At 72.8% G+C, this 20,446-nt stretch carries 20 protein-coding genes; 10 read left to right on the top strand and 10 right to left on the bottom strand.

The window, feature by feature from the left end:
* Window positions 1-41: 41 nt before the first annotated feature.
* From CK505_RS01220 to rhaI, 3 genes are read right to left on the bottom strand one after another with little or no spacing between them, the layout of a single operon-like run.
* Window positions 42-1,514 (bottom strand): rhamnulokinase family protein, encoded by a 1,473-nt coding sequence (locus CK505_RS01220; protein ID WP_017834022.1) that lies wholly within the window; start codon window positions 1,512-1,514, stop codon window positions 42-44.
* A gap of 5 nt (window positions 1,515-1,519) precedes the next feature.
* On the bottom strand, window positions 1,520-3,565 hold the full coding sequence (locus tag CK505_RS01225) for a bifunctional rhamnulose-1-phosphate aldolase/short-chain dehydrogenase (RefSeq protein ID WP_017834023.1): 2,046 nt from the start codon (window positions 3,563-3,565) through the stop codon (window positions 1,520-1,522).
* A gap of 41 nt (window positions 3,566-3,606) precedes the next feature.
* Window positions 3,607-4,773: an L-rhamnose isomerase gene (rhaI, locus tag CK505_RS01230; RefSeq protein WP_095649920.1), complete on the bottom strand. Its 1,167-nt coding sequence runs from the start codon at window positions 4,771-4,773 to the stop codon at window positions 3,607-3,609.
* 333 nt (window positions 4,774-5,106) lie between these two features.
* Here rhaI and CK505_RS01235 point away from each other — a divergent pair, with 333 nt between their 5' ends.
* From CK505_RS01235 to CK505_RS01245, 3 genes are all read left to right on the top strand, one after another.
* A complete protein-coding gene (locus CK505_RS01235) occupies window positions 5,107-5,475 on the top strand; it encodes an L-rhamnose mutarotase (protein WP_095649921.1) in 369 nt (122 codons plus the stop codon).
* Window positions 5,476-5,558: 83 nt separating this feature from the next.
* Window positions 5,559-6,857, top strand: coding sequence for an MFS transporter (locus CK505_RS01240; RefSeq protein ID WP_095649922.1), 1,299 nt, complete (start codon window positions 5,559-5,561; stop codon window positions 6,855-6,857).
* Window positions 6,858-7,034: 177 nt separating this feature from the next.
* On the top strand, window positions 7,035-8,060 hold the full coding sequence (locus CK505_RS01245) for a LacI family DNA-binding transcriptional regulator (protein ID WP_255250857.1): 1,026 nt from the start codon (window positions 7,035-7,037) through the stop codon (window positions 8,058-8,060).
* Between the two features lie 48 nt (window positions 8,061-8,108).
* Here the strand turns inward: CK505_RS01245 and CK505_RS01250 are convergent, their stop codons facing one another.
* Window positions 8,109-8,792, bottom strand: coding sequence for a maleylpyruvate isomerase family mycothiol-dependent enzyme (locus CK505_RS01250; protein ID WP_217987513.1), 684 nt, complete (start codon window positions 8,790-8,792; stop codon window positions 8,109-8,111).
* 102 nt (window positions 8,793-8,894) lie between these two features.
* Here CK505_RS01250 and CK505_RS01255 point away from each other — a divergent pair, with 102 nt between their 5' ends.
* Window positions 8,895-9,347, top strand: coding sequence for a MarR family winged helix-turn-helix transcriptional regulator (locus CK505_RS01255; RefSeq protein WP_031283282.1), 453 nt, complete (start codon window positions 8,895-8,897; stop codon window positions 9,345-9,347).
* Window positions 9,348-9,350: 3 nt separating this feature from the next.
* On the opposite strand, the gene CK505_RS01260 is transcribed toward CK505_RS01255, so the two are convergent.
* The 4 genes from CK505_RS01260 to CK505_RS01275 form a co-directional block, all read right to left on the bottom strand.
* Entirely contained in the window at window positions 9,351-9,533 is a 183-nt protein-coding gene (locus CK505_RS01260) for a PspC domain-containing protein (protein WP_017834030.1), read from the bottom strand.
* An 83-nt stretch (window positions 9,534-9,616) separates the two neighbouring features.
* Entirely contained in the window at window positions 9,617-10,102 is a 486-nt protein-coding gene (locus CK505_RS01265) for a pyridoxamine 5'-phosphate oxidase family protein (RefSeq protein ID WP_017834031.1), read from the bottom strand.
* Between the two features lie 161 nt (window positions 10,103-10,263).
* The gene (locus CK505_RS01270) at window positions 10,264-10,854 is read right to left on the bottom strand and encodes a hypothetical protein (RefSeq protein WP_095649924.1); all 591 of its coding nucleotides are present in this window, start codon (window positions 10,852-10,854) and stop codon (window positions 10,264-10,266) included.
* The gene (locus CK505_RS01275; protein WP_095649925.1) at window positions 10,851-11,870 is read right to left on the bottom strand and encodes a bile acid:sodium symporter; all 1,020 of its coding nucleotides are present in this window, start codon (window positions 11,868-11,870) and stop codon (window positions 10,851-10,853) included. The genes CK505_RS01270 and CK505_RS01275 overlap by 4 nt, the downstream gene beginning before the upstream one ends.
* A 75-nt stretch (window positions 11,871-11,945) precedes the next feature.
* Here CK505_RS01275 and CK505_RS01280 point away from each other — a divergent pair, with 75 nt between their 5' ends.
* On the top strand, window positions 11,946-13,121 hold the full coding sequence (locus tag CK505_RS01280) for a PP2C family protein-serine/threonine phosphatase (RefSeq protein WP_095649926.1): 1,176 nt from the start codon (window positions 11,946-11,948) through the stop codon (window positions 13,119-13,121).
* 33 nt (window positions 13,122-13,154) lie between these two features.
* Here CK505_RS01280 and CK505_RS01285 read toward each other — a convergent pair whose 3' ends face one another.
* Together CK505_RS01285 and CK505_RS01290 are read right to left on the bottom strand one after the other, a co-directional pair.
* Window positions 13,155-13,466, bottom strand: coding sequence for a hypothetical protein (locus CK505_RS01285; RefSeq protein WP_095649927.1), 312 nt, complete (start codon window positions 13,464-13,466; stop codon window positions 13,155-13,157).
* A gap of 339 nt (window positions 13,467-13,805) precedes the next feature.
* Entirely contained in the window at window positions 13,806-14,291 is a 486-nt protein-coding gene (locus CK505_RS01290) for an Lrp/AsnC family transcriptional regulator (protein ID WP_035925279.1), read from the bottom strand.
* A gap of 164 nt (window positions 14,292-14,455) precedes the next feature.
* Here CK505_RS01290 and CK505_RS01295 point away from each other — a divergent pair, with 164 nt between their 5' ends.
* The 5 genes from CK505_RS01295 (at window position 14,456) to CK505_RS01315 (ending at window position 20,214) form a co-directional block, all read left to right on the top strand.
* Window positions 14,456-15,715 (top strand): MFS transporter, encoded by a 1,260-nt coding sequence (locus CK505_RS01295; protein ID WP_095649928.1) that lies wholly within the window; start codon window positions 14,456-14,458, stop codon window positions 15,713-15,715.
* Window positions 15,716-15,861: 146 nt separating this feature from the next.
* Entirely contained in the window at window positions 15,862-16,494 is a 633-nt protein-coding gene (locus CK505_RS01300; RefSeq protein ID WP_095649929.1) for a dihydrofolate reductase family protein, read from the top strand.
* A gap of 391 nt (window positions 16,495-16,885) precedes the next feature.
* Window positions 16,886-17,794, top strand: a complete 909-nt coding sequence (locus CK505_RS01305) for an SPFH domain-containing protein (RefSeq protein ID WP_176475254.1) — start codon at window positions 16,886-16,888, stop codon at window positions 17,792-17,794.
* Between the two features lie 79 nt (window positions 17,795-17,873).
* Window positions 17,874-18,995, top strand: coding sequence for an alcohol dehydrogenase family protein (locus CK505_RS01310; protein ID WP_255250858.1), 1,122 nt, complete (start codon window positions 17,874-17,876; stop codon window positions 18,993-18,995).
* Window positions 18,996-19,032: 37 nt separating this feature from the next.
* Window positions 19,033-20,214, top strand: a complete 1,182-nt coding sequence (locus CK505_RS01315) for an SGNH/GDSL hydrolase family protein (protein ID WP_095649931.1) — start codon at window positions 19,033-19,035, stop codon at window positions 20,212-20,214.
* The last annotated feature ends 232 nt before the right edge of the window (window positions 20,215-20,446 follow it).

Consider the following 20,446-nt stretch of genomic DNA (forward strand, 5'->3'; position numbering starts at 1 on the left):
GCTTTCTCCCGGGGCGTGCTCCTCACCGTGCCACAGATCGCTCACGACCGGCGGGCGGGGCTGAGCACCCGCGGCTCGTAGCGGACGGGTTCGAACGTCCGGGTCACGAGCTCCCGCAGGGCCTCCAGGGTGCCGGAGAGGACGCCGGCGGCCCGCAGCTGGACCAGGACGTTGCCGATCGCGGTGGCCTCCACGGGGCCGGCGTGCACGGTGCGGCCGGTGCGGTCGGCGGTGAGCTGGCACAGCAGGGCGTTCTGCGAGCCGCCGCCCACCACGTGCACGGTGCGGATGCTCCGCCCGGACAGCCGCTCGGCCTGCTCGATCGTGGTGGCGTAGGCCGCGGCCAGGGACTCCAGGATCGAGCGCACCACCTCGGCGCGGCCGCGCGGGGGCTCGACGTCGTGCTCCCGGCACCAGGCGGTGATGCGTGCGGGCATGTCGCCGGGGGGCGTGAAGCGGTCGTCGGTGGCGTCGAAGACGGCCACGGGGCGGGTCACGGCGGCGGCCTCGGCGAGCAGGGCCGCGAGGTCGCTGCTGCGCTGGGCGTCGGTGGCGCCGGGCCCGTCCCAGGTGCGCATGGACTCGGTGAGCAGCCACAGCCCCGAGACGTTCTTCAGGTAGCGGACCCGCCCGTCCACCCCGCCCTCGTTGGTGAAGTTCGCCGCCCGGCTCTCCTCGCCGAGCACCGGGGCGTCCAGCTCGATGCCGACCAGCGACCAGGTCCCGGAGGAGATGAAGGCCGCGTCCTCGGCGGTGCTCGGCACGGCGGCCACGGCGGAGGCGGTGTCGTGGGAGCCGACGGCGGTGACCGGCAGACCCGGGCCGGCGCCGAGCTCGGCCGCCACCGCCGGCAGCAGCGCACCGATCGTGGTGCCGGGGGCGACGACGGGGGCGAGCAGCTCCCGGGCGAACCCGAGCTCGTCCAGCAGCCCGGTGTCCCACTGCCCGGTGCGGGCGTCGAGCAGACCGGTGGTGGAGGCGTTGGTGGCCTCGGCGACCTGTTCCCCTGTCAGCCAGTACCCGATCAGGTCGGGGATCAGCAGCGCCCGGTCGGCCACGGCCAGGTCCCCGGCGAGCCGGTCGGCGGCGAGCTGGAAGACCGTGTTGAACGGCAGGTGCTGCAGCCCGTTGCGCCGGTACAGCTCCTCCCGCCCCACCCGGGCGTGCACCGCCGCCACCCCGGCGGCGGTGCGCTCGTCCCGGTAGTGGTAGGGCACCCCGAGCATCCGTCCGTGGCGCAGCAGCGCGTAGTCCACCGCCCAGGAGTCGACGCCGACGGAGGCGACGTCGTCCTCCTGGCGGAGGGCCTGCGCCAGCCCGGCGGTCACGGACCGGTGGAGCTCGGTGATGTTCCAGTGCAGTCCGGCCCGGTCCCCCTCGTGCAGGCGCACGGGCTGGTTGGGGAAGCGGGCCACGTGGCGCATCCGGAGCCGCCCGTCCACGAGGCCGCCGAGAATCACGCGCCCGCTGGTGGCCCCGAGGTCGACGGCGGCGACCGCCGCGGTGGTGCGCACCGGGCTCACCGGAGGAAGGCGGCGGCCACGCCGGCGTCGACGGGCACGTGCAGGCCGGTGGTGTGGGAGAAGTCGGCGGTGCACAGGGCGAACACCGCGTTGGCGACGTTCTCGGGCAGGACCTCCCGCTTGAGCAGGGTGCGCTGGGCGTAGTACGCGCCCAGCTCCTCCTCCGGCACGCCGTAGACCGCGGCGCGCTTGGCGCCCCAGCCGCCGGCGAAGATCCCGGAGCCGCGCACCACGCCGTCCGGGTTGATGCCGTTGACCTTGATCCCGTGCTCGCCCAGCTCGGCGGCGAGCAGCCGGACCTGGTGGGCCTGGTCGGCCTTGGTGGCGGAGTAGGCGATGTTGTTGGGCCCGGCGAAGATCGAGTTCTTCGAGGAGATGTAGACGATGTCCCCGCCCAGCCCCTGGGCGATGAGCACGCGGGCGGCGTTCTTGGAGACCAGGAAGGAGCCCTTGGCCATCACGTCGTGCTGCAGGTCCCAGTCGGCCTCGGTGGTCTCCAGCAGCGGCTTGGACAGCGACAGGCCGGCGTTGTTGACCACCAGGTCCAGCCCGCCGAAGGCCAGCACGGCCGCCTCGATCGCGGCCTGCACGGCGGCCTCGTCCGAGACGTCGACGGCGACGCCGACGGCCACGTCGGTCCCGCCCAGCTCCGCGGCCGCGGCGCGGGCCTTCTCGGCGTCCAGGTCGGCGATGACCACGCAGGCGCCCTCGGCGGCCAGGCGGGTGGCGATGGCCCTGCCGATGCCCGAGGCCGCCCCGGTGACCAGGGCGATCCGGGTGGCCAGCGGCTGGGGCGCGGGCATGCGCCGGAGCTTGGCCTCCTCCAGGGCCCAGTACTCGATGCGGAACTTCTCGGCCTCGTCGATCGGGGCGTAGGCGGAGATGCCCTCGGCCCCGCGCATGACGTTGATCGCGTTGAGGTAGAACTCCCCGGCCACCCGGGCGGTCTGCTTGTCCTTGCCGAAGGAGAACATGCCCACCCCGGGGACGAGCACGATCGCCGGGTCCGCCCCGCGGATCGCGGGCGAGTCCGGGCCGGCGTGACGGTCGTAGTAGTCCTGGTAGTCCGCGCGGTAGGCCTCGTGCAGCTCCTTCAGCCGTACGACGCAGTCCTCGACCGGGGCGCCGGCGGGCAGGTCCAGGACCAGGGGCTTGACCTTGGTGCGCAGGAAGTGGTCCGGACAGGAGGTGCCCAGTGCGGCCAGGCGCGGGTGCTCGGCGGCAGCGAGGAACTCCAGCACCCGGGCGTCGTCGGTGAAGTGGCCCACCTGCGGACGGTCGTGCGAGGCCAGCCCGCGGATCACCGGGGCCAGGGCCGCCGCCTTGGCCCGACGCTCCGCCTCGGGCAGCGCCCCGTAGCCGTCCAGGACCGGGCCGAAGGGCTCGGGCCGGCCGTGCTGGTCGATGTACTGCTCGGCGGTGCGGATGATCCACAGCGAGTTCTGCTCGGACTCCTCGCTGGTGGCGCCCCAGGCGGTGATGCCGTGCCCGCCGAGGATGCACCCGATCGCCTCCGGGTTCGCGTCCTTGATCGCCGCGATGTCCAGGCCCAGCTGGAAGCCGGGGCGGCGCCAGGGCACCCACACGACCTTCCCGCCGAAGATCTCGGCGGTGAGCCGCTCCCCGTCGGCGGCGGTGGCGACCGCGATGCCGGAGTCGGGGTGCAGGTGGTCCACGTGCGGGGCGTCGACCAGCCCGTGCATGGCGGTGTCGATGGACGGCGCCGCCCCGCCCGCCCCGTGCAGGCAGTAGTCGAAGGCCGCGACCATCTCGTCCTCGTGCTCGACCCCGCGGTAGACGCCGGTCAGCGCGCGGACCCGGTCCAGCCGCAGCGCGGCGAGGCCCCTCTCGGTGAGGGTGCCGAGGTCACCGCCGGAGCCCTTGACCCACAGCAGCTCGACGCCCTCGCCCGTGACGGGATCGGTCGCGGTGCCCTTGGCGGAGGTGTTCCCGCCGGCGTAGTTGGTGTTCTTCGGGTCCGCGCCGAGCCGGTTGGAGCGGACGATCAGGTCGGCGACGACGGAGTGCGTGGTGGTCTGCATGATCAGGTGTCTCTCTGCGAGGTGGTGTGCAGGGGGTGAGGTCAGGAAGCCCAGGAGGCCTGGGTGCCGCCGACGCGCTCGGCGGCCAGGCGCTGCTGGTGCCCGGAGGCGGCGTAGGCGGCCATCGGGTCCGCCGGAAGGCCGCGGGCCTCGCGCCAGTCCGCCAGGGCCGGGCGGACGTCGGTGTAGAAGGCGTCCATCAGGACCTGGTGGGCGCCGAGCACGTCGCCGGCCTCCTGGGCGGCGGTCAGGGCCACCCGGTCCAGCAGCAGGGCGCGGGCGGTCATCTCCTGGACGTTGAGCACCGAGCGGATCTGGCCGGGGATCTTCTCTTCCACGTTGTGGCACTGGTCGAGCATGAAGGCCACGCCCGAGTCCGGGTCCAGGGCCCCGCCGCGGATCACCTCGACCATGATGCGGAAGAGCTGGAACGGGTCCGCCGCGCCCACGATGAGGTCGTCGTCGGCGTAGTTGCGGGAGTTGAAGTCGAAGGAGCCGAGCTTCCCGAGCCGCAGCAGCTGCATCACGATGAACTCGATGTTGGTCCCGGGGGCGTGGTGGCCGGTGTCGAGGCAGACGAGCGCCCGCTCCCCGAGGGCGGTGACCTGGGCGCAGGCCGTCCCCCAGTCCGGGACGTCGGTGTGGTAGAACGCCGGCTCGAAGAACTTGTACTCCAGCACCAGCCGCTGCTCCGCCCCGACCTGGGCGTAGATCTCCGCCAGCGACTCCGCCAGCCGGTCCTGGCGACCGCGCAGGTCCTGCTGGCCGGCGTAGTTCGAGCCGTCGGCCAGCCAGATCTTCAGGTCCCGCGACCCGGTCTCGGCCATGATCTCCAGGCACCGCAGGTGGTGGTCGACGGCCTTCCGGCGCACCGCGGGGTCCGAGTGGGTGAGGGAGCCGAACTTGTAGGCGTCGTCCTGGAAGGTGTTGGAGTTGATGGTGCCCAGCGCCACCCCCTGGTCGGCCGCGTACCGGGCCAGGGCCCCGTAGTCGTCCACCTGGTCCCACGGGATGTGCAGGGCGACGGTCGGAGCCAGTCCTGTGAACCGGTGCACCGTGGCGGCGTCGGCGATCTTCTCCTCGACCGTGCGCGGGGTGCCCGGGGTGGAGAAGACCTTGAACCGGGTCCCCGAGTTGCCGAACGCCCACGAGGGCAGCTCGATGGCCTGGGCGGCCAGCTGGGGCGCGATGTCGTCGAATGCAGTCATGGGCTTCACATCTTTCGTGCGGGGATCGGGGACGCGACCGGGACGGCGGCGTGATCAGATTTTGAATCGTTTCATGACGATAGGCGGTGATCCGGATCACGTCAAGACCCGATCCGGGCTCCGATGACGAGGCCCTCCGTCCCCGTCGGAGATCCCGTCGAACAAAACTGAGGCAGGGGTCTTGAAACGACTCAAAGTGTGACTACGATGGCCCGGTACTGAGAGGCACCTCATATGCCGCGGTCGGCGGGACGTCCGGACCGCCCCTCGGAGCATCACCGCTTCTCCTCCCCGGCCGGTCGTTCCGACGGTCCCACCACGAAGGAGTCCCGCATGGGCGCCCACCCGTCCACCGCGACGCTGCAGGAACTGATCGAGCTGCCCGAGGAGATCACCCGCACCCGCCGGTGCTTCCTCCTCCACGTCCGCCCCGAGAAGCTCGCCGAGTACGTCGAGGTGCACCAGCAGGTCTGGCCCACGATGCTCGCCGCCCTCCGGGAGACCGGCTGGCGCAACTACTCCCTGTTCCTGCACCCGGAGGACGGCCTGGTCGTGGGCTGCTTCGAGGCCGACGACGTCGCGTCCGCCCAGACGCTCATGGACAACCACCCGGTCAACGCGCGCTGGCAGGCCGAGATGGCCCAGTACTTCGTCGAGGGGTCGCACCCCGAACCGCTCCTCCCGTACTTCCACCTGGCCTGAGCCGGGACCACCACCCGCACGGCACCACCGTCACCGTCACCGTCACCGTCACCGTCACCGTCACCGTCACCGAAGGATCACCCATGACCACCACGAAGCTCGGGGGCTGGAAGGCCACCATCGCGGTCTCCATGTCCAACTACATCGAAGCCGGGTCCATCATCGCGCTGGCCACCAGCCTGAGCCTGTGGCAGGAGTACTTCGGCTTCACGAACCTCGCCGTCGGCCTCGTGGCCGCGCTCAGCGCCAACGCCTTCGGCGCGGCCCTCGGCGCACTGATCGGCGGGCCGCTCGGCGACCGGTACGGGCGCAAGTTCATCTACACCTACGACCTGATCCTGTACATGATCGGCACCGCCTTCGTGATCTTCGCCGTGGCGCCGTGGATGCTGGTGCTCGGCGTGGTCCTGACCGGCATCGCCGTGGGCGCCGGCGTTCCCGTGGCCTGGACCTACATCGCCGAGGAGGCGCCGTCCGAGGCCCGGGCGAAGCACGTGGGCACCGCCCAGTTCGCGTGGTCCCTGGCCCCGGCGCTGGTGTTCCTGTTCGCCACCTTCGTGGTGCCGCTGGGGTTGCTGGGCACCCGCATCGTCTTCGCCCACCTGTTCGTGGTCGCCTTCGTCACCTGGTGGGTCCGCCGGGGCCTCTCCGAGTCCCACACCTGGAAGAAGTCCGACGAGGAGCGGCGCGCCTCGGAGGCCACCGGGACCAAGCGGCGCAACTACCGCGAGCTGCTCACCAACCGCACCAACCTCAAGGCGCTGCTCTTCCTCGTGGGCGTGTACGCGCTGTGGAACCTCGTCGCGGGGCAGATGGGCATCTTCATGCCGCGGGTGTACGAGACCGCCGGTGTCGAGTCGGCCACCCAGCAGAACCTGCTCCAGGTGCTGCTGTGGAGCTTCACGGTGCTGGCCACCTGGTTCGGCTTCATGCGCTACGGCGACCGGGTCGACCGGCGCCTGCTCTACGGCATCGGGGCGCTCCTGGGGATCGCCGCCTGGGTGCTGCTGGTCTTCGCCCACGTCACCATGCCGGTGCTGATCCTCTTCGCCGTGCTCTGGGGCGTGTCCGCCGGCATCGGCGCCCAGGCGTTCTACGCCCTGTGGGCCGCGGAGATGTTCGCGACCCGCTACCGTGCCAGCGCGCAGGGCGTGCTGTTCTTCGTCGCCCGCATCGTCGTGGGCCTGCTCAGCTACTGGTTCCCCACCCTGCTCGCCGAGCACGGCGTGCCCTTCGTGGGCATGATCATGATCGGGGCCCTCCTGGTCGCGCTGCTCGTCGGCGTGATCGGCGCCCCGGACACCCGCGGCAAGAGCCTGGAGCAGATCGAGGAGGACCGCTACGGGACGCCCGCCTCCCGGCCGGCCCAGCCGGTGGGCTGAGCCCGGCGCACCGCAGCGACACCACCGGGCCGCGGCCCCTCGGCGTGCCGGCCGGGGAGCCGCGGCCCGGTGCGTCGAGGGGACCGCGGCCCGCCCGCGCGCCGGGCACGCTGACCGCCCCCGGCGGCCGGATCGTTAGAATCGAGGACCTGGACAGTTCCGAGGGAAAGTGACGACGTGACCCCTGCGCGACCGGCGGTGAGCATCAAGGAGGTGGCCCGGGAGGCCGGGGTGTCCATCGGCACCGTCTCCAACGTCCTCAACCGCCCCGAGGTGGTCTCCGAGGACCGCCGCCGCCGCGTGCTCCGGGTCATCGAGGACCTGGGCTACGTCCGCAACGACGTCGCGCGCCAGCTCAAGGCCGGCCGCTCGCGCACCGTGGGCCTCGTGGTGCAGGACTCGGCCAACCCCTTCTACAACGAGATCGCCCTGGGCGCGGAGACGGCCGCCGAGCGGCTGGGCCAGGCCGTGATCATCGGCAACGCGGGGCTCTCCCCCGAGCGGGAGAGCCTGTACCTGGACCTGTTCGAGGAGCAGCGGGTCCGGGGCGTGCTCGTCACCCCCCAGACCCCGGAGCGGGCCCGCGTCGATGTCCTGCGCTCCCGCGGCACCCCGGTGGTGCTGGTGGACGAGCACGCGGCTCCCAGCGAGTACTGCTCGCTGGCCGTGGACGACGTCGAGGGCGGCCGCGCGGCCGTGGCGCACCTCCTGGGGACGAGCCGCCGGCGGATCGCCTACGTGGGCGGCCCCGACTCCCTGCACCAGGTCCGCGACCGCCGGGCGGGGGCGCAGCGGGCGGTCGAGGCCGTGCCCGGTGCGTCCCTGGAGTCCTTCGGCACCACCGCCCTGACGGTGCTGGAGGGACGCCGGGTCGGCGAGCAGATCCTCGAGCTCCCCCCGGGGCGCCGCCCCGAGGCCGTGTTCGCCGCCAACGACCTGCTGGCGCTCGGGCTGCTGCAGGCCTTCGCGTTCACCCACCGCGTCCGGGTGCCCGAGGACATCGCGCTCATCGGCTACGACGACATCGACTTCGCGACCTCGGCGATCGTCCCGCTCTCCTCGATCCGCCAGCCCGCGCGGCTGATCGGGCGCACGGCCGTGGAGCTGCTGGAGGACGAGATCACCGACCCCGGCCACCACCACCGTCACGTGAGCTTCCAGCCCGAGCTCGTCGTCCGGGACTCCACCCGCCCTACGGCCTGAGCCGCCGAGCGCCTCGCCCGGGCCCCTGGGGCCGCGTGGGCCCAGGAGTCACGCGGGCGCGAGCCGGTGCCGCAGCATCTCGACCCCGTCTCCCGCCAGCCGGTCCAGCCCGGCGCGGCGGCCCGTGAGCAGGAGCAGCAGCGCGGCGGCCGGCCCCCGGATCTCGGGGCCCTCGCCCGCGGCCCAGGAGGCGTCGGTGGCGACGAACCGGAAGCCCTCCAGCGGCAGGTGCCGGAACACCCGCGCCGTACGCGTGCCCCCGGTGGACCGCACGCGCTCCGCGGCGACGGCCGCGGCCTCCGGGGGGATCTCGAGCTCGAGGCCCAGCGGCACGGCGATGTCCTGGCCGTGCACCAGGATGTCGGTCAGCGTCTCGAGGCTCGTCACACCCACGTTGTGCCGCCGGAAGCCCACCGTGGCGCGGATGCCCGCGACCAGGCGGTCCGCCGGACGGTGGGCGCGGTCACGGGCGGACTCGAGGATGACGTGGTTGAGACCGCCCGGGTGCCGCAGCGCGGACAGCAGCGCGGCGCCGAGGCCCAGCTGCTGCAGTGTCAGGTGGGCGGCGACGTCCCGCACCGTCCATCCCTCGCACAGCGACGGGTGGTCCCACTGCTCCCCGGAGAGCCCGGCGAGCAGGTCCGCCGTGCGCCGGCGCTGAAGGTCGATCACGGCCCAGACGTCGTCGTCGCCCATCGGGCCGGTCGTGCTGTTCTTCCGGACCGTGCTCATGGTCCTGCCTCCTCGCCCGCGGACGGGGCCGCCACCGAGCCCCTCGTGTCCTCCGGGTGACCCGATTATAGTTCGTTCATAGGACTATTTCGAGGGGCGGGCATGACAGGACAGCTCAGCATCGGGGTGCTCATGTTCATCGCGCACCGCTCGGCGGAGAACCGGATCGTGGAGGCGGTGCGTCGGGCCGGCTACACGGACCTCACCGTGCCGCAGGCGCGCATCCTGGCGCGGATCGGCCCGGACGGGACCCGCCTGTCCGAGCTGGCCGAGCAGGCGCAGGTGGCCAAGCAGACGGCCACGGTGCTGGTGGACCGGCTCGAGCGCGCGGGCTACGTGGAGCGCACGGTCGACCCCCGCGACGCCCGGGCCCGGCTGGTGCGGATCGCGGGCCGGGGGACGGAGCTCGTGCCGATCGCCCGCGCGGAGGAGGCCCGGATCGAGGCGGAGTGGAGCGCACACCTGGGCGAACGGAGGATGCGCCAGCTGCGCGAGGCGCTCACAGCACTGCGCGAGATCACCGACCCGCACGCGGGGCCGGAGGAGCAGGGGTGAGGCTCAGGCCTCCTTGGGGATGATGATCCACAGGGCGATGTAGACCAGCTCCCCCACGCCCACCAGGCCGAAGACGATGAAGCCCAGCCGCAGGAGGAACTTCGGCAGTCCGAAGCGGGCCGCCAGGGCCGCGCAGACGCCGGCGATGAGCTTGCCGTTGCGGGGGCGGACCAGAGAAGTGTTCATGCCCGGATCCTACCAACGCACCCCGGGACACGCCCGGGGGCGGGACCGTCCGGTCCGGGCGGAGCGGACGGCCCCGGCCGGCGTCAGAGGTCGACGACGCCCTTGTCGCCCTTGATCGTGTCGCCGGTGACCTTGGACTTCACGAGGTTGGCCACCTGGGTGACCTTGCCGCCGCCGGGGGTGTCCCAGTACTCGGCGGAGCGGCCGGTGACCTCGATGAGGATGTTGTTCGGGTTCTCCGGCCCGCCCTCGAGCCAGGAGCCGGTGAAGCTGTCCCACAGCTCCTTGAGCTTGGCCTCGTCGTTGAGCACCAGCGCCGTCCCGGTCAGCGAGACCCAGGCGCCGTCCCCGGCGTAGGCGACGTTCACGGCCGGCCGCTGCTGCAGGTCCTGGACCTGGTCCGAGGTGCGCTCGGCGATGAAGTACACGGTGCCGTCGAAGTCCACGTCCTGCGTGGCCATCGGCTTGGAGATCAGGTTCCCGTGCTCGTCCGCGTGGGTGAGCATGGCGATCCGGGTGTCCTTGATGAGCTGGCGCACCTTGGCGGTGCCGTTGTCCTGGTCGGTCATGGGGAGGTCCCTTCTTCGGTGGACTGCTGACGGTGTTCGACTGCTGAACTGCGGTCCGCGGCGCGGAGGGCCAGTCTATGAACCCCGAGCGCGTCGCACGAGTGGTGGGCCGGCGAACGGCCCCGGCCAGGCCGCGGGGAGGACCGCCGCGGCGACCCTTCCTACCGGCCCTCCGGGACCTCAGCGGCGGCCGGGACCACCGCGTTGCGCGCGGTGGAGACCGGCAGGTTCACGGGGCACGCCATCTGCCCGGCGAGGCGGTGGACCACGGCGAACGCGCTCAGGGCGAGCGCCAGCAGCCCCAGCCACGGCTGGACGGGCGCGAACCACGTCAGGGCCCCGGTGGAGCCGAGGGCCAGCAGCGCGAGCTTGTTGCAGACCGGGCAGCCCACGGCGAACCAGGCGGCGAACGTGCCGACCGCGCCCAGCCGGGCGCTGCGGCGCTCGCCGGACTCGACGGCCCGGGCCACGGTGGCCGCGGCGACGTCGTCGTCCCCGGGAAGGGGGGTGCCGCCGGCCACGGGGGACACGTAGGAGGCCACGAGGACACCGGTGAGCGCCGAGGTGGCGATCCAGACGGGGTAGTTCCACCACACGGGCGGGATCTCGCGGCTGAAGACGCCGTTGGGGATGAGCACGGTGGCGAGCCCCAGGACCAGGGCGGTGGCGAGCCCCGCGAGCACCGCGACGCCCCACTGGCGCGGACCCCACAGTCGGAGGGCCTGGGTGGCGGGGCGGAGGCGCTGCGTCATGGGCGGGGTGCCTTTCGGTGGGACGGGGTGGTGCCCCCACTGTGTCGTGGATCGCGGTCCCGCACCAGCGCGGGGACCAGCCGCACCAGCACCACCATCCCCACCAGCTCGACCAGGGTCTGGGTGACGACGACGAACGGCGTCAGCGCGAGCCGCTCCGGCAGCGCCAGGGCCAGGGGGAGCACTACGAGGGAGTTGCGGGTGACCCCGCCGAAGACCAGGGCCCGGGAGACCGGCACGTCCAGGCGGGCCAGGCGGGCGGCCAGGATCCCGATCGGGACCATGAGCACCAGGAAGCCGGCGTAGAGCGGCACGACCGCCGCGAGGTGGGCCAGCTGCTCCCCCACCCCGCGCACCTGCGAGGCGATCACGGTGAACAGGGTCAGCGCCATGAGGGGCACCATCGCCGCGCCCGTCGCGGACTCCAGCCGCCGGGCCGCGGCGGAGCGGGACGCCGCCCGCTGCACGGCCGCCGCCGCGGCCAGGGGCAGCAGGATCAGGAGCACGAACGCCTCCGCGAAGGGGCCGAGCTCCACCAGGGCCACCGCCTCCGGGCCGGCGAGGAGCAGCAGGTAGGCGGGCAGGAGCAGCATCTGCGCGAGCATCAGCAGCGGGGCGGCCGCCAGCAGCCGGTCGGCGGCGCCCCCGGCGAGGCCGGTGAAGACGATGACGTAGTCCACGCAGGGGGCCAGCAGCACGAGCAGCACGCCCAGCAGCAGGGCCTCGTGCCCGGCGACCGGCCGGGACAGCCCGAGGACCACGACCGGGACGACCACGAAGTTCACCACCAGCAGTGCCGCGAGGAAGCGGAGGTCCGCGAAGGCCCGGCCCAGTGCGGCGAACGGGACGGCCAGGAACGTGGCGAACAGCAGCAGCCCCAGGACCGGGGTGATGGCCGGGGCGAGCGCCGGCGCGCCGGGCACCGTCCAGCCCACGAGGACCGCGGCCGCGATGGCCACCAGGTACACGGCCACCTGGTGGCGCTCGGCCCGTGCGGCGACTGTCGGTGCGTTCACCCGCCCAGCCTAGGGGCAGACCCTCCGGGGGGTGCCGGCGGCCGTCGCCGGTCCGCACCCCGATAGCCTGGTGGAATGCAAACGCACACGGCCCGCACGGAGGCCGCCCGGGTCGATGCCCTGCACGCCCTGAAGATCCTGGACACCCCCCGGGAGGAGCGCTACGACCGTGTGGTGCGCCTCGCCCAGGACGTCTTCGGGGTGAAGGCCGCGGCCGTGAACCTCATCGACGCCGACCGGCAGTTCACCAAGGCCGAGGCGGGACTGGACGGACTCGTCCACGCCACCCGCACCGACTCGCTGTGCGCGCGCACCGTCGACCGGGACGCCCCGCTGATCGTCGCCGACGCGATGACCGAGCAGCGCTTCACCGGCAGTTCGTTCGTCACCGGGGACGACCCGGTGCGCTTCTACGCCGGCCACCCGCTGCACGCCCCCGGCGGTGAGCCGGTCGGGTCCCTGTGCCTGGTCGACAGCGTCCCGCGCGAGCTGGACGAGCGGGAGCGGCGCATCCTCGCGGAGATGGCCGGGTGGGTGGAGCGCGAGCTCGCGGCCCAGATGGAGCTGGACCGGGCCGAACAGATCCAGCAGATGCTCATGCCCCGCACCGGGCTGGTCACCCCCGCGGTCGAGGCCGCCGGCCGGTGCCTGCCGGCGCGGTCCATCGGCGGGGACTTCTACGACTGGATGGTCCTGGGCGACGAGGTGCAGGCGATGGTCACCGACGTGATGGGCAAGGGCATCCCCGCGGCCCTGCTGTCCGCCTCCGCGCGCGCCGTGCTGCGCGGGACGTTCCAGTACAACCCCCCTGCGGAGGCCATGAAGCGCGCGGCCGGGGCGCTGACCCCGCTGCTGGAGGAGGCGGGGGCGTTCATCACCGCCTTCATCGCCCGGGTGCACACCGGGACCGGGGAGATGAGCTACATCGACGCCGGCCACGGCCTGGCGCTGATCCTGTCCCCGGACGGCGCCCACCGCCGGCTGATCTCCTCGGGTCCGCCCCTGGGGGTCGTGGCCGAGTGGATCTGGGACGTGCACACCACCACGCTGCTGCCAGGGCAGACCCTGCTGGTGGTCTCCGACGGCTACCTGGACTTCTTCGACGACCTCGAGGCGGCCGTCGCGACCGCCGCAGCCCTCAACACGCTGGCCGGCACCGCCGAAGAGCTCGTGATGCTGTGCAGCGACTACGCCGGCACCTCCGGCGCCGATGACGACACGACGGTCCTCGCGCTCCGGCGCACCGCCTGAGCACCCACCGGTCGCTGCGCCCGGTCCGAGGGCTCACCCCACGTGCCGGCAGGCGGGTTCGCTCGTGTAGGTGAGGACCACCTCGTCGTCCTCGGGGCGTTCCCGGGAGGAGCGGTGGCTGACGGCGGCCAGCACCGCGGTGATGACCTCCTCGTCGTCCTCGGGGCGTTCCCACTCGGAACTCCCGCGGCCGGGGGGTCGCCCGGCGCTTCCGGCCGGTGCGGCGCCGGGCCGGGTCTGCTCCCGGGGCAGGACCTGGAATCCTCGGACGCCGGTACCGATCGTCTGCGGTGCCGGCTGTGCGGGCGGTGTCGCCCCGGAGTGGATGCTGGTCGTGGTGGTCATCGCGCTTCCCTACTTCGTCGTAGTGGTGTGCTCGGTGGTGTCGTGCTGTGCCCGGTCGGTGTCCGTCCCCGCGGGGCGTGACGCTTCCGGTGGAGTGCCCCGCTTCCCGGACCCCCAGGACCGTCGCGGGGCCCGCGGATCCCGGCTGCCCGATGGAACCGGGCGCGCCGGTGGACGCCGAGGAGTCCGGGGGTCGCAGACGGCGCGCTGGTGGGGGATTCGCCTCTGCCCGCAGGTGGACCTGAGACTAGCGACCCGGACCACGGACCGGAACCGCCCGGCGAAATATGTCGACGCATCAGGGCGCGCGAAGCGCGAGAGCGCGCCGGGGAGCGGCCCTCACGCTGACGTGGAGTCGCCCTTCGTCAGCGTTCGCAGGAGGGGCTGGACGCGGTAGGGGATCTGCTCGCTGAGGGCCAGGGACGTCTCGGCGCGGAGGACTCCCCGGATCCGCAGGATCGAACGCAGGACGGCGTGCAGATCACGGGTCTCCCGCGCCGCCACCCGGCACCAGACGTCCCCGCGCCCCGAGATCTCGTGCACCTCCAGGACGTTGTCGATGCCGCGCAGGGCGGTGACGACGGCGTCGAGCTCCCGGTGGGTGACCTCGAGGGTGAGGAACGCCAGGACGTCGAAGCCCACGGAGGCCAGGTCGACGTCTCGACCGCCGGAGCGCAGCACCTCCCGGCGCTCGAGCCGGCGCATCCGCGAGACCACGGTGTTGCGGGCGACCCCGAGTGCGGCCGCCACCTCCCCGATCTGCGCCCGGGGGTACCGCAGGAGGTGCAGCAGCAGCCCGATGTCGACGGCGTCCAGTGTGGTCACGGTGGTCTCCCTGTCAGTGGTCCGCCTCCAACTTTTGATCAGCGTGATCAGTTCCGCAAGCATCTCGGTGGTGCCGGACTCAGTCTCCGGCAGACTGCGTGAGCACACTGCGCCGGCCGCCCACGGCACAGCCCGCAATCGCCGATCCCACCGGAAGGCCCGCGATGACCGTGTTCAACGAGCTGACCATGCGCTCCGGCGCCGGCGACGCAGGCCGGGGATGGAACGCGGGATCGCGCTCCCGCCTGGTGCTGACCATGTCCACGACGGCACTGCTGCTGGTGGGCGCCAACCTGGCCACCCCGCTGTACCCCGCGCTGCAGGAGCGCCTGGGGCTCGGCCCCTTCGCGGTGACGGTGGCGTTCTCCTCCTACGTCCTGGCCCTCATTGCCGGGCTCGTTCTCTACGGGCACTGGTCGGACCACATCGGGCGGCGCACTGCCCTGGTGCTGTCGGTCCTCGTGGGACTGGCCGGTGAGATCGTCTTCGCGACCGCCGGGGGTCTCGCCGGTCTCGTGACCGGTCGGGTCCTGCAGGGCGCAGCCGTCGCGATGGTGACCGGCGCCAGCAGCGCGGCGCTCCGGGAGCTCCTGCCCCACCGCCCGGAGTGGGCCGGCCGCTTCACCCTCCTGGCGTCGGCGGGCGGAGTGGCGGCGGGCCCCCTCCTGGGCGGGGCCCTGGGCCAGCTGCCCCACCCGACGACGACTCCCTTCGCCGTCCACTGCACCATGCTGATCGCCGTCCTGGTGCCGCTGTGGACGCTGCACGCCAGGCCGGCCATCGCCCCGGCCCCGGGATCGGCGGCCTTCAAGGCCCTGCGGCCGCGCCGTCTCTGCCTGCCGCCCGGGGTCCGCACGCGGTTCCAGCAGGCGGCCGCGGTCGGTTTCCTCAGCTTTGCGCTCTTCGGCTTCAGCCTCTCGCTGGCTCCGGGCTACTTCGCACGAACGCTCGGGGTGAGCTCCCCGGCCGGGATCGGGGCGCTGGCGGCCCTCGTGCTCATCGGGTCCGCCGCGGCGCAGCTGGTGGGACGCCCCCGCGTCCGGGCCCTGCCCGGGGCCCTGGTGGGGATGGCCCTGGGCACGGCGCTGATCGGGGTGGCGGGCGCGCTGTCCAGCCTGCCGCTGCTGCTCCTCGCCGCCCTGGTGGCCGGGGCGGCCCAGGGCGTCGCGTTCCGCACGGCGTTCAACGCGCTGTCCGTGGCCGTTCCGGCTGCCGACAACGCCCGGGTGGTCAGCGCGGTCTACGTCGTGACCTATCTGGGCAGTGCCGTGCCGGTCCTGGGCCTCGGGGTCCTGGCCGGCGCGGTGGGCGTCCCCTCCTCCGTCCACTGGTTCGCGGGCACCCTGGCGGGCGCATGCCTGCTGCTGGCGGGAATCGTCCGGCTCCGGGCCGGACGCGGGCCGCGGCGCGGACAGCGGGCCTGACCGGTCGGGGCACGAGGGACAGCACGCGGGGGACCGCCGTCAGGCGATGAGCACCGGCGGCGGCCACAGGCGGCACTTTCCCCGGGCGCGCCGAGCAGTCATCATCGGGGGACGACGGAGTCGCCGAGTGCGAAGGAGCACCAGCCATGTCACGGGTCCGCGTCCACAACTTCTCCATCTCCCTCGACGGCTTCGGCACCGGTGAGGGTCTGAGCCAGAACGCCCCCTTCGGGCACGCCGGACAGAGGCTGCACGAATGGATGATCGCCACCCGGTGGTGGGATCCCGGCGGCAGCGGTGGCGTGGACGACGCCTTCGCCCAGCTGCACGGTGTGGGGATCGGGGCCGAGATCATGGGAGCGGGGAAGTTCGGTCCGCCCGGGTGGCACGAGGACCCGGGCTGGGAGGGCTGGTGGGGTCCCAACCCGCCGTTCCACACGCCCGTCTTCGTCCTCACCCATTTCCCGCGCCCCTCGATCGAGATGGAGGGCGGCACCACGTTCCACTTCATCGACGCCTCGCCCGCAGAGGCGCTCGAGACGGCGCGAACGGCCGCCGACGGCCAGGACGTGCGCCTCGGCGGGGGCCCCACCACGGTCCGCGACTTCCTGGCGGCCGGGCTCGTCGACCACCTGCACGTGGTGGTGGTCCCGATCCTGCTGGGCCGCGGCGTGCGCCTGTGGGAGGGGCTCGAGGGCCTGGAGGCGGACTACCGGGTCGAGGCCACCTCCTCGCCCCGTGGAGTCACCCACGTGACCTTCACCCGGTCGAGCACCTGAGCCGCCCCGGTCGCGAGTCCGGCGGCTGCCGCATCCGATGCCCCTGACCGGCGGAGGCGTCGCCCACGGCCACCTCGATGACGCACGCTCAGAGGAGGCGGCGCACCAACAGCCGACTCTGATCCGGGTTGCCCACTGACCGCTCTGGAACCAGGTCGCTGTGCCTGCTCCCAGTCCGTGACCGGACGCATCTCGCCCGTCAGCCCTGCACCGCGGCCTGCGCGGAGGCGGTGGCGCTCCGGCAGGCACCCCGGTCCCCCAAAGAGTGGGACGGCGACACCCGGGATCCGCGGCCGCCACGATGTCGCGGCATGGGATCGTTCACATCAGTGAACTGCCGCGCCGAGGGCGGTGGGCGGCGAGAAGTCCGAGGAGTGGAGAGCAGGAAGCCATGTTCTACATCGTCACGGCCATCGTCCTGGCCTTTGTCACCGTGATCTCGATCGTCGGCTGGATGATGTCCCCGAAGGAGACCGTCCGGAAGGACGCGAACGGCGAGCACATCCACCCCAGCGCCATGAGGAAGGCGGCCGGCCTCACCGCTGTCAGCGCCCTGGTGCTCCTGCTGCTCGTCACGGCTGGGACGGCTCTCGCCCGAGTGGGCGCACGTGAAGTGGGGATCGAGACCAGCCTCGGCAAGTACTCCCGGACCCTGCAGGCGGGATGGCAGATCAAGGCGCCGTGGGCCGAGGTGGAGACCTTCTCGACCCAGTTGCAGCGCTCGGAGATGGACGCCCCGATCGCCTTCGCCGGCGGCGGCTCCGGCACCCAGCACATGACCGTGCAGTGGACCATCACAGGAGAACAGGCCCAGGAGCTGTGGTCCCGGTACCGGCAGTTCGAGAACGTCGACGGCATGCTCGTCCAGCCCGCGGCCAGGGAGGCGGTCGCGACCGTCCTGGCGTCCTACACCCCCGCGGAGGCCCGCGCCGAGGGCAAGGTGGAAGAGGTGCGGGAGGCCGTGGAGAAGGCCCTGACCGAACGCCTGTCCCCCTACGGGGTGCAGCTGGACTCCGTGGCGCTGCCGCCGGCGGCGCTCGACCAGACCGCCCAGGACGCGCTGAACCGGGTCGTGGAGGCCGAGGCGAACGTGGACCGCGCCCAGTCCCGTCTCGAGCAGGCCAGGATCGATGCCGAGGCGGACCGGGAGCGCAACAAGAACGTCACGGCGGAGAACCTGGTCCTCGAGTGCCTGACCATCACGAACAACTGGAACGTCGAGGAGAACGGGCCCCTGCCGGCCACCTGGAACTGCTTCGGCGGGGACGCCGCGGACGTCCTCGTGAACACGAACCGGTAGCGCGGCCTCGGCCCGCCCGCACGCACACCGCGACCGTCAGCCCGTTGGCATCAGCACCGACCGTGATCCAGGATGAGGGATGACCACGACTCGACCCCTCCCCCGGACGCGCGTCGCCGGCGGGACCATGACGGCGGTCGTCACCACCGGTGTCGGCGGCTACGACCGTCTCGTGCTCTCCCGAGTGCCCGTCCCCGAGCCGGGCGAGGGCGAGGTGCTGGTCCGCGTCCTGGCGGCCGGCATGAACAACACCGAGATCAACACCAGGCTCGGCTGGTACTCGTCGTCGGTGACGGCAGGAACGAACGACGCGTCCGAGGACGTCGTCGGGGACGCCTCGACGAGACCGGACGGCGGCTGGAACGCGGCAACCCCGTTCCCGCTGATCCAGGGCGCGGACTGCTGCGGGCGGATCGCGGCCGTCGGTCGTGAGGGAGACGAGTCCGCCCTCGGAGCACGGGTGCTGATCCGCGCCTGCATGCGTACCGAGGGTTTCTCCTCCTGGGACACGACCTGGCTGGGCTCCGATCTCGACGGAGCCTTCGCCCAGTTCGTCGTCGTCCCGGCGCACGAGGTCTTCCCGGTGGACTGCGACTGGAGCGACGCCGAGCTGGCGACCATCCCGTGCGCCTACGGGACGGCGGAGAACATGGTCCGCCGCGCCGGCATCACCACGGGGGCACGGGTCCTGGTGACCGGCGCCTCCGGAGGCGTCGGATCGGCCGTGGTGCAGCTCGCCAAGCGGCGCGGCGCCCACGTCGTCGGCATGGCCGGTGACGCCAAGCGGGACCAGGTCCGCGCCCTCGACGCCGACGAGGTCATCGGGCGGGACGACCCGCGCAACGTGCTGGGCGCGGACAGCGTCGACGTCGTGATCGACAACGTCGCCGGGCCCGGCTTCCCGGCAGCGCTGGGCCTCCTCCGGAGGGGCGGGACGTACGTCTCCTCCGGGGCCATCGGCGGCCCCCTCGTGGAACTCGACATGCGCACCCTCTACCTGAAGGACCTCACCCTGGTCGGGTGCACGGCGTGGGACGAAGAGGTGTTCCCCGACCTCGTCTCCTACATCGAGCGCGGAGAGATCCGGCCCCTCCTGGCGAGGGTCTTCCCGCTCGAGCAGATCGCGGCCGCCCAGCGGGAGTTCCTCGAGAAGACGCACGTCGGCGAGTTCGCCCTGATTCCGCCCGACCCCGCCCCCTGAGCCACCGCTGCCGGACCCGACACACCCTGGGAAGACCATGCCGATCCCCGACCGACACTGCACCACACCCGTCACCGACGAGCTGCTCCACGGCGTCCTGGAGCTGGAGCGCACGGACGACGGGGTGATCCCGCACCGCCTCCCCGCCTGGGCCAGGAACCAGGCCCGCGACCCGCAGCTGGCCATGGCCGAGTCCCAGCCCTCGGGCGCGCGGCTGCTCTTCGCGACCGAGGCGAGCCGCATCGAGCTCCGCGGGCGCGCCACACGCTTCCGGTACGAGGGCGCACCACCTCGCCCGGCCGGCCTCTTCGACCTGCTGGTCGACGGCCGGCGCACCCGGCAGGCCGGCCTCGAGGCCGCGACCGTGGTGAGCATCGACATGACCACCGGCGACCGGCAGATCACGCAGGCCGGGATCGGCGGCGTCGTCTTCGACGATCTGCCCCCGGGCCCCAAGACGGTCGAGCTCTGGCTGCCGCACAACGAGACCGTGGAACTGGCCGAGCTCCGCTCCGACGCCCCCCTCCGGCCGGTGCAGGACCCGCGCCCGGTGTGGGTGCACCACGGCAGTTCGATCAGCCACGGCTCGAACGCGGTGCATCCCACCGGCACCTGGCCGGCGGTCGCCGCGAGGCGGGCCGACCTCAATCTGCTCAACCTCGGCTTCGGGGGCAGCGCGCTGCTCGACCCGTTCACCGCACGCACCATCCGGGACACCCCGGCCGAGCTGATCAGCGTCAAGCTCGGCATCAACCTCGTCAACCTCGATCTGATGCGGCTGCGGGCCTTCGGCCCCGCAGTGCACGGCTTCCTCGACACGATCCGCGACGGCCACCCCCACACCCCGCTGCTGGTGATCTCCCCCCTCCTGTGCCCGATCCACGAACACACCCCGGGACCCGGCGCCTTCGACCCGGACGCCCTCGCCCGGGGTGAGATGCGGTTCCGGGCGACCGGCGAGCCCGGCGAGGTCGCCGCCGGCAAGCTCACCCTGACGGTCATCCGTGCCGAGCTGGCACGGATCATGACGGAGCGGGCCCACGACGATCCGCACCTGTTCCACCTCGACGGACGCGAGCTCTACGGGGAGTCCGACGCCCGGGAGCTCCCCCTGCCCGACGCCCTCCACCCCGACGCGACCACGCACCTGCGGATCGGCGAGCGCTTCGCCGAGTTCGTGTTCGGCCACGGTTTCCTGCCGGCCGGCGAAGGGGCGTGACATCTTCGGCGGTTGGGTAACGATCCGGGGCAGGTCGGCCGGCCGGTCCGGCAGGCCGTCCTACGCTGGGGGCACCGCCTGTCCCACGCGTTCGCCGGGGCCGGTGCGTGATCCGGGCCGTGGACCGGCCCGTCATCTCATCGATTCCCCGGCCCGTGCGTGCTGTCGGGATGTGCCTTCGCGGTGGAGTGCGGCGCAGGGGTCGACATCGTCGCCCATGGCGACTGCGCCT

Origin of the sequence: Kocuria sp. WN036 (genome assembly GCF_002287015.1) — a bacterium.
Taxonomy (GTDB): domain Bacteria; phylum Actinomycetota; class Actinomycetes; order Actinomycetales; family Micrococcaceae; genus Kocuria; species Kocuria rosea.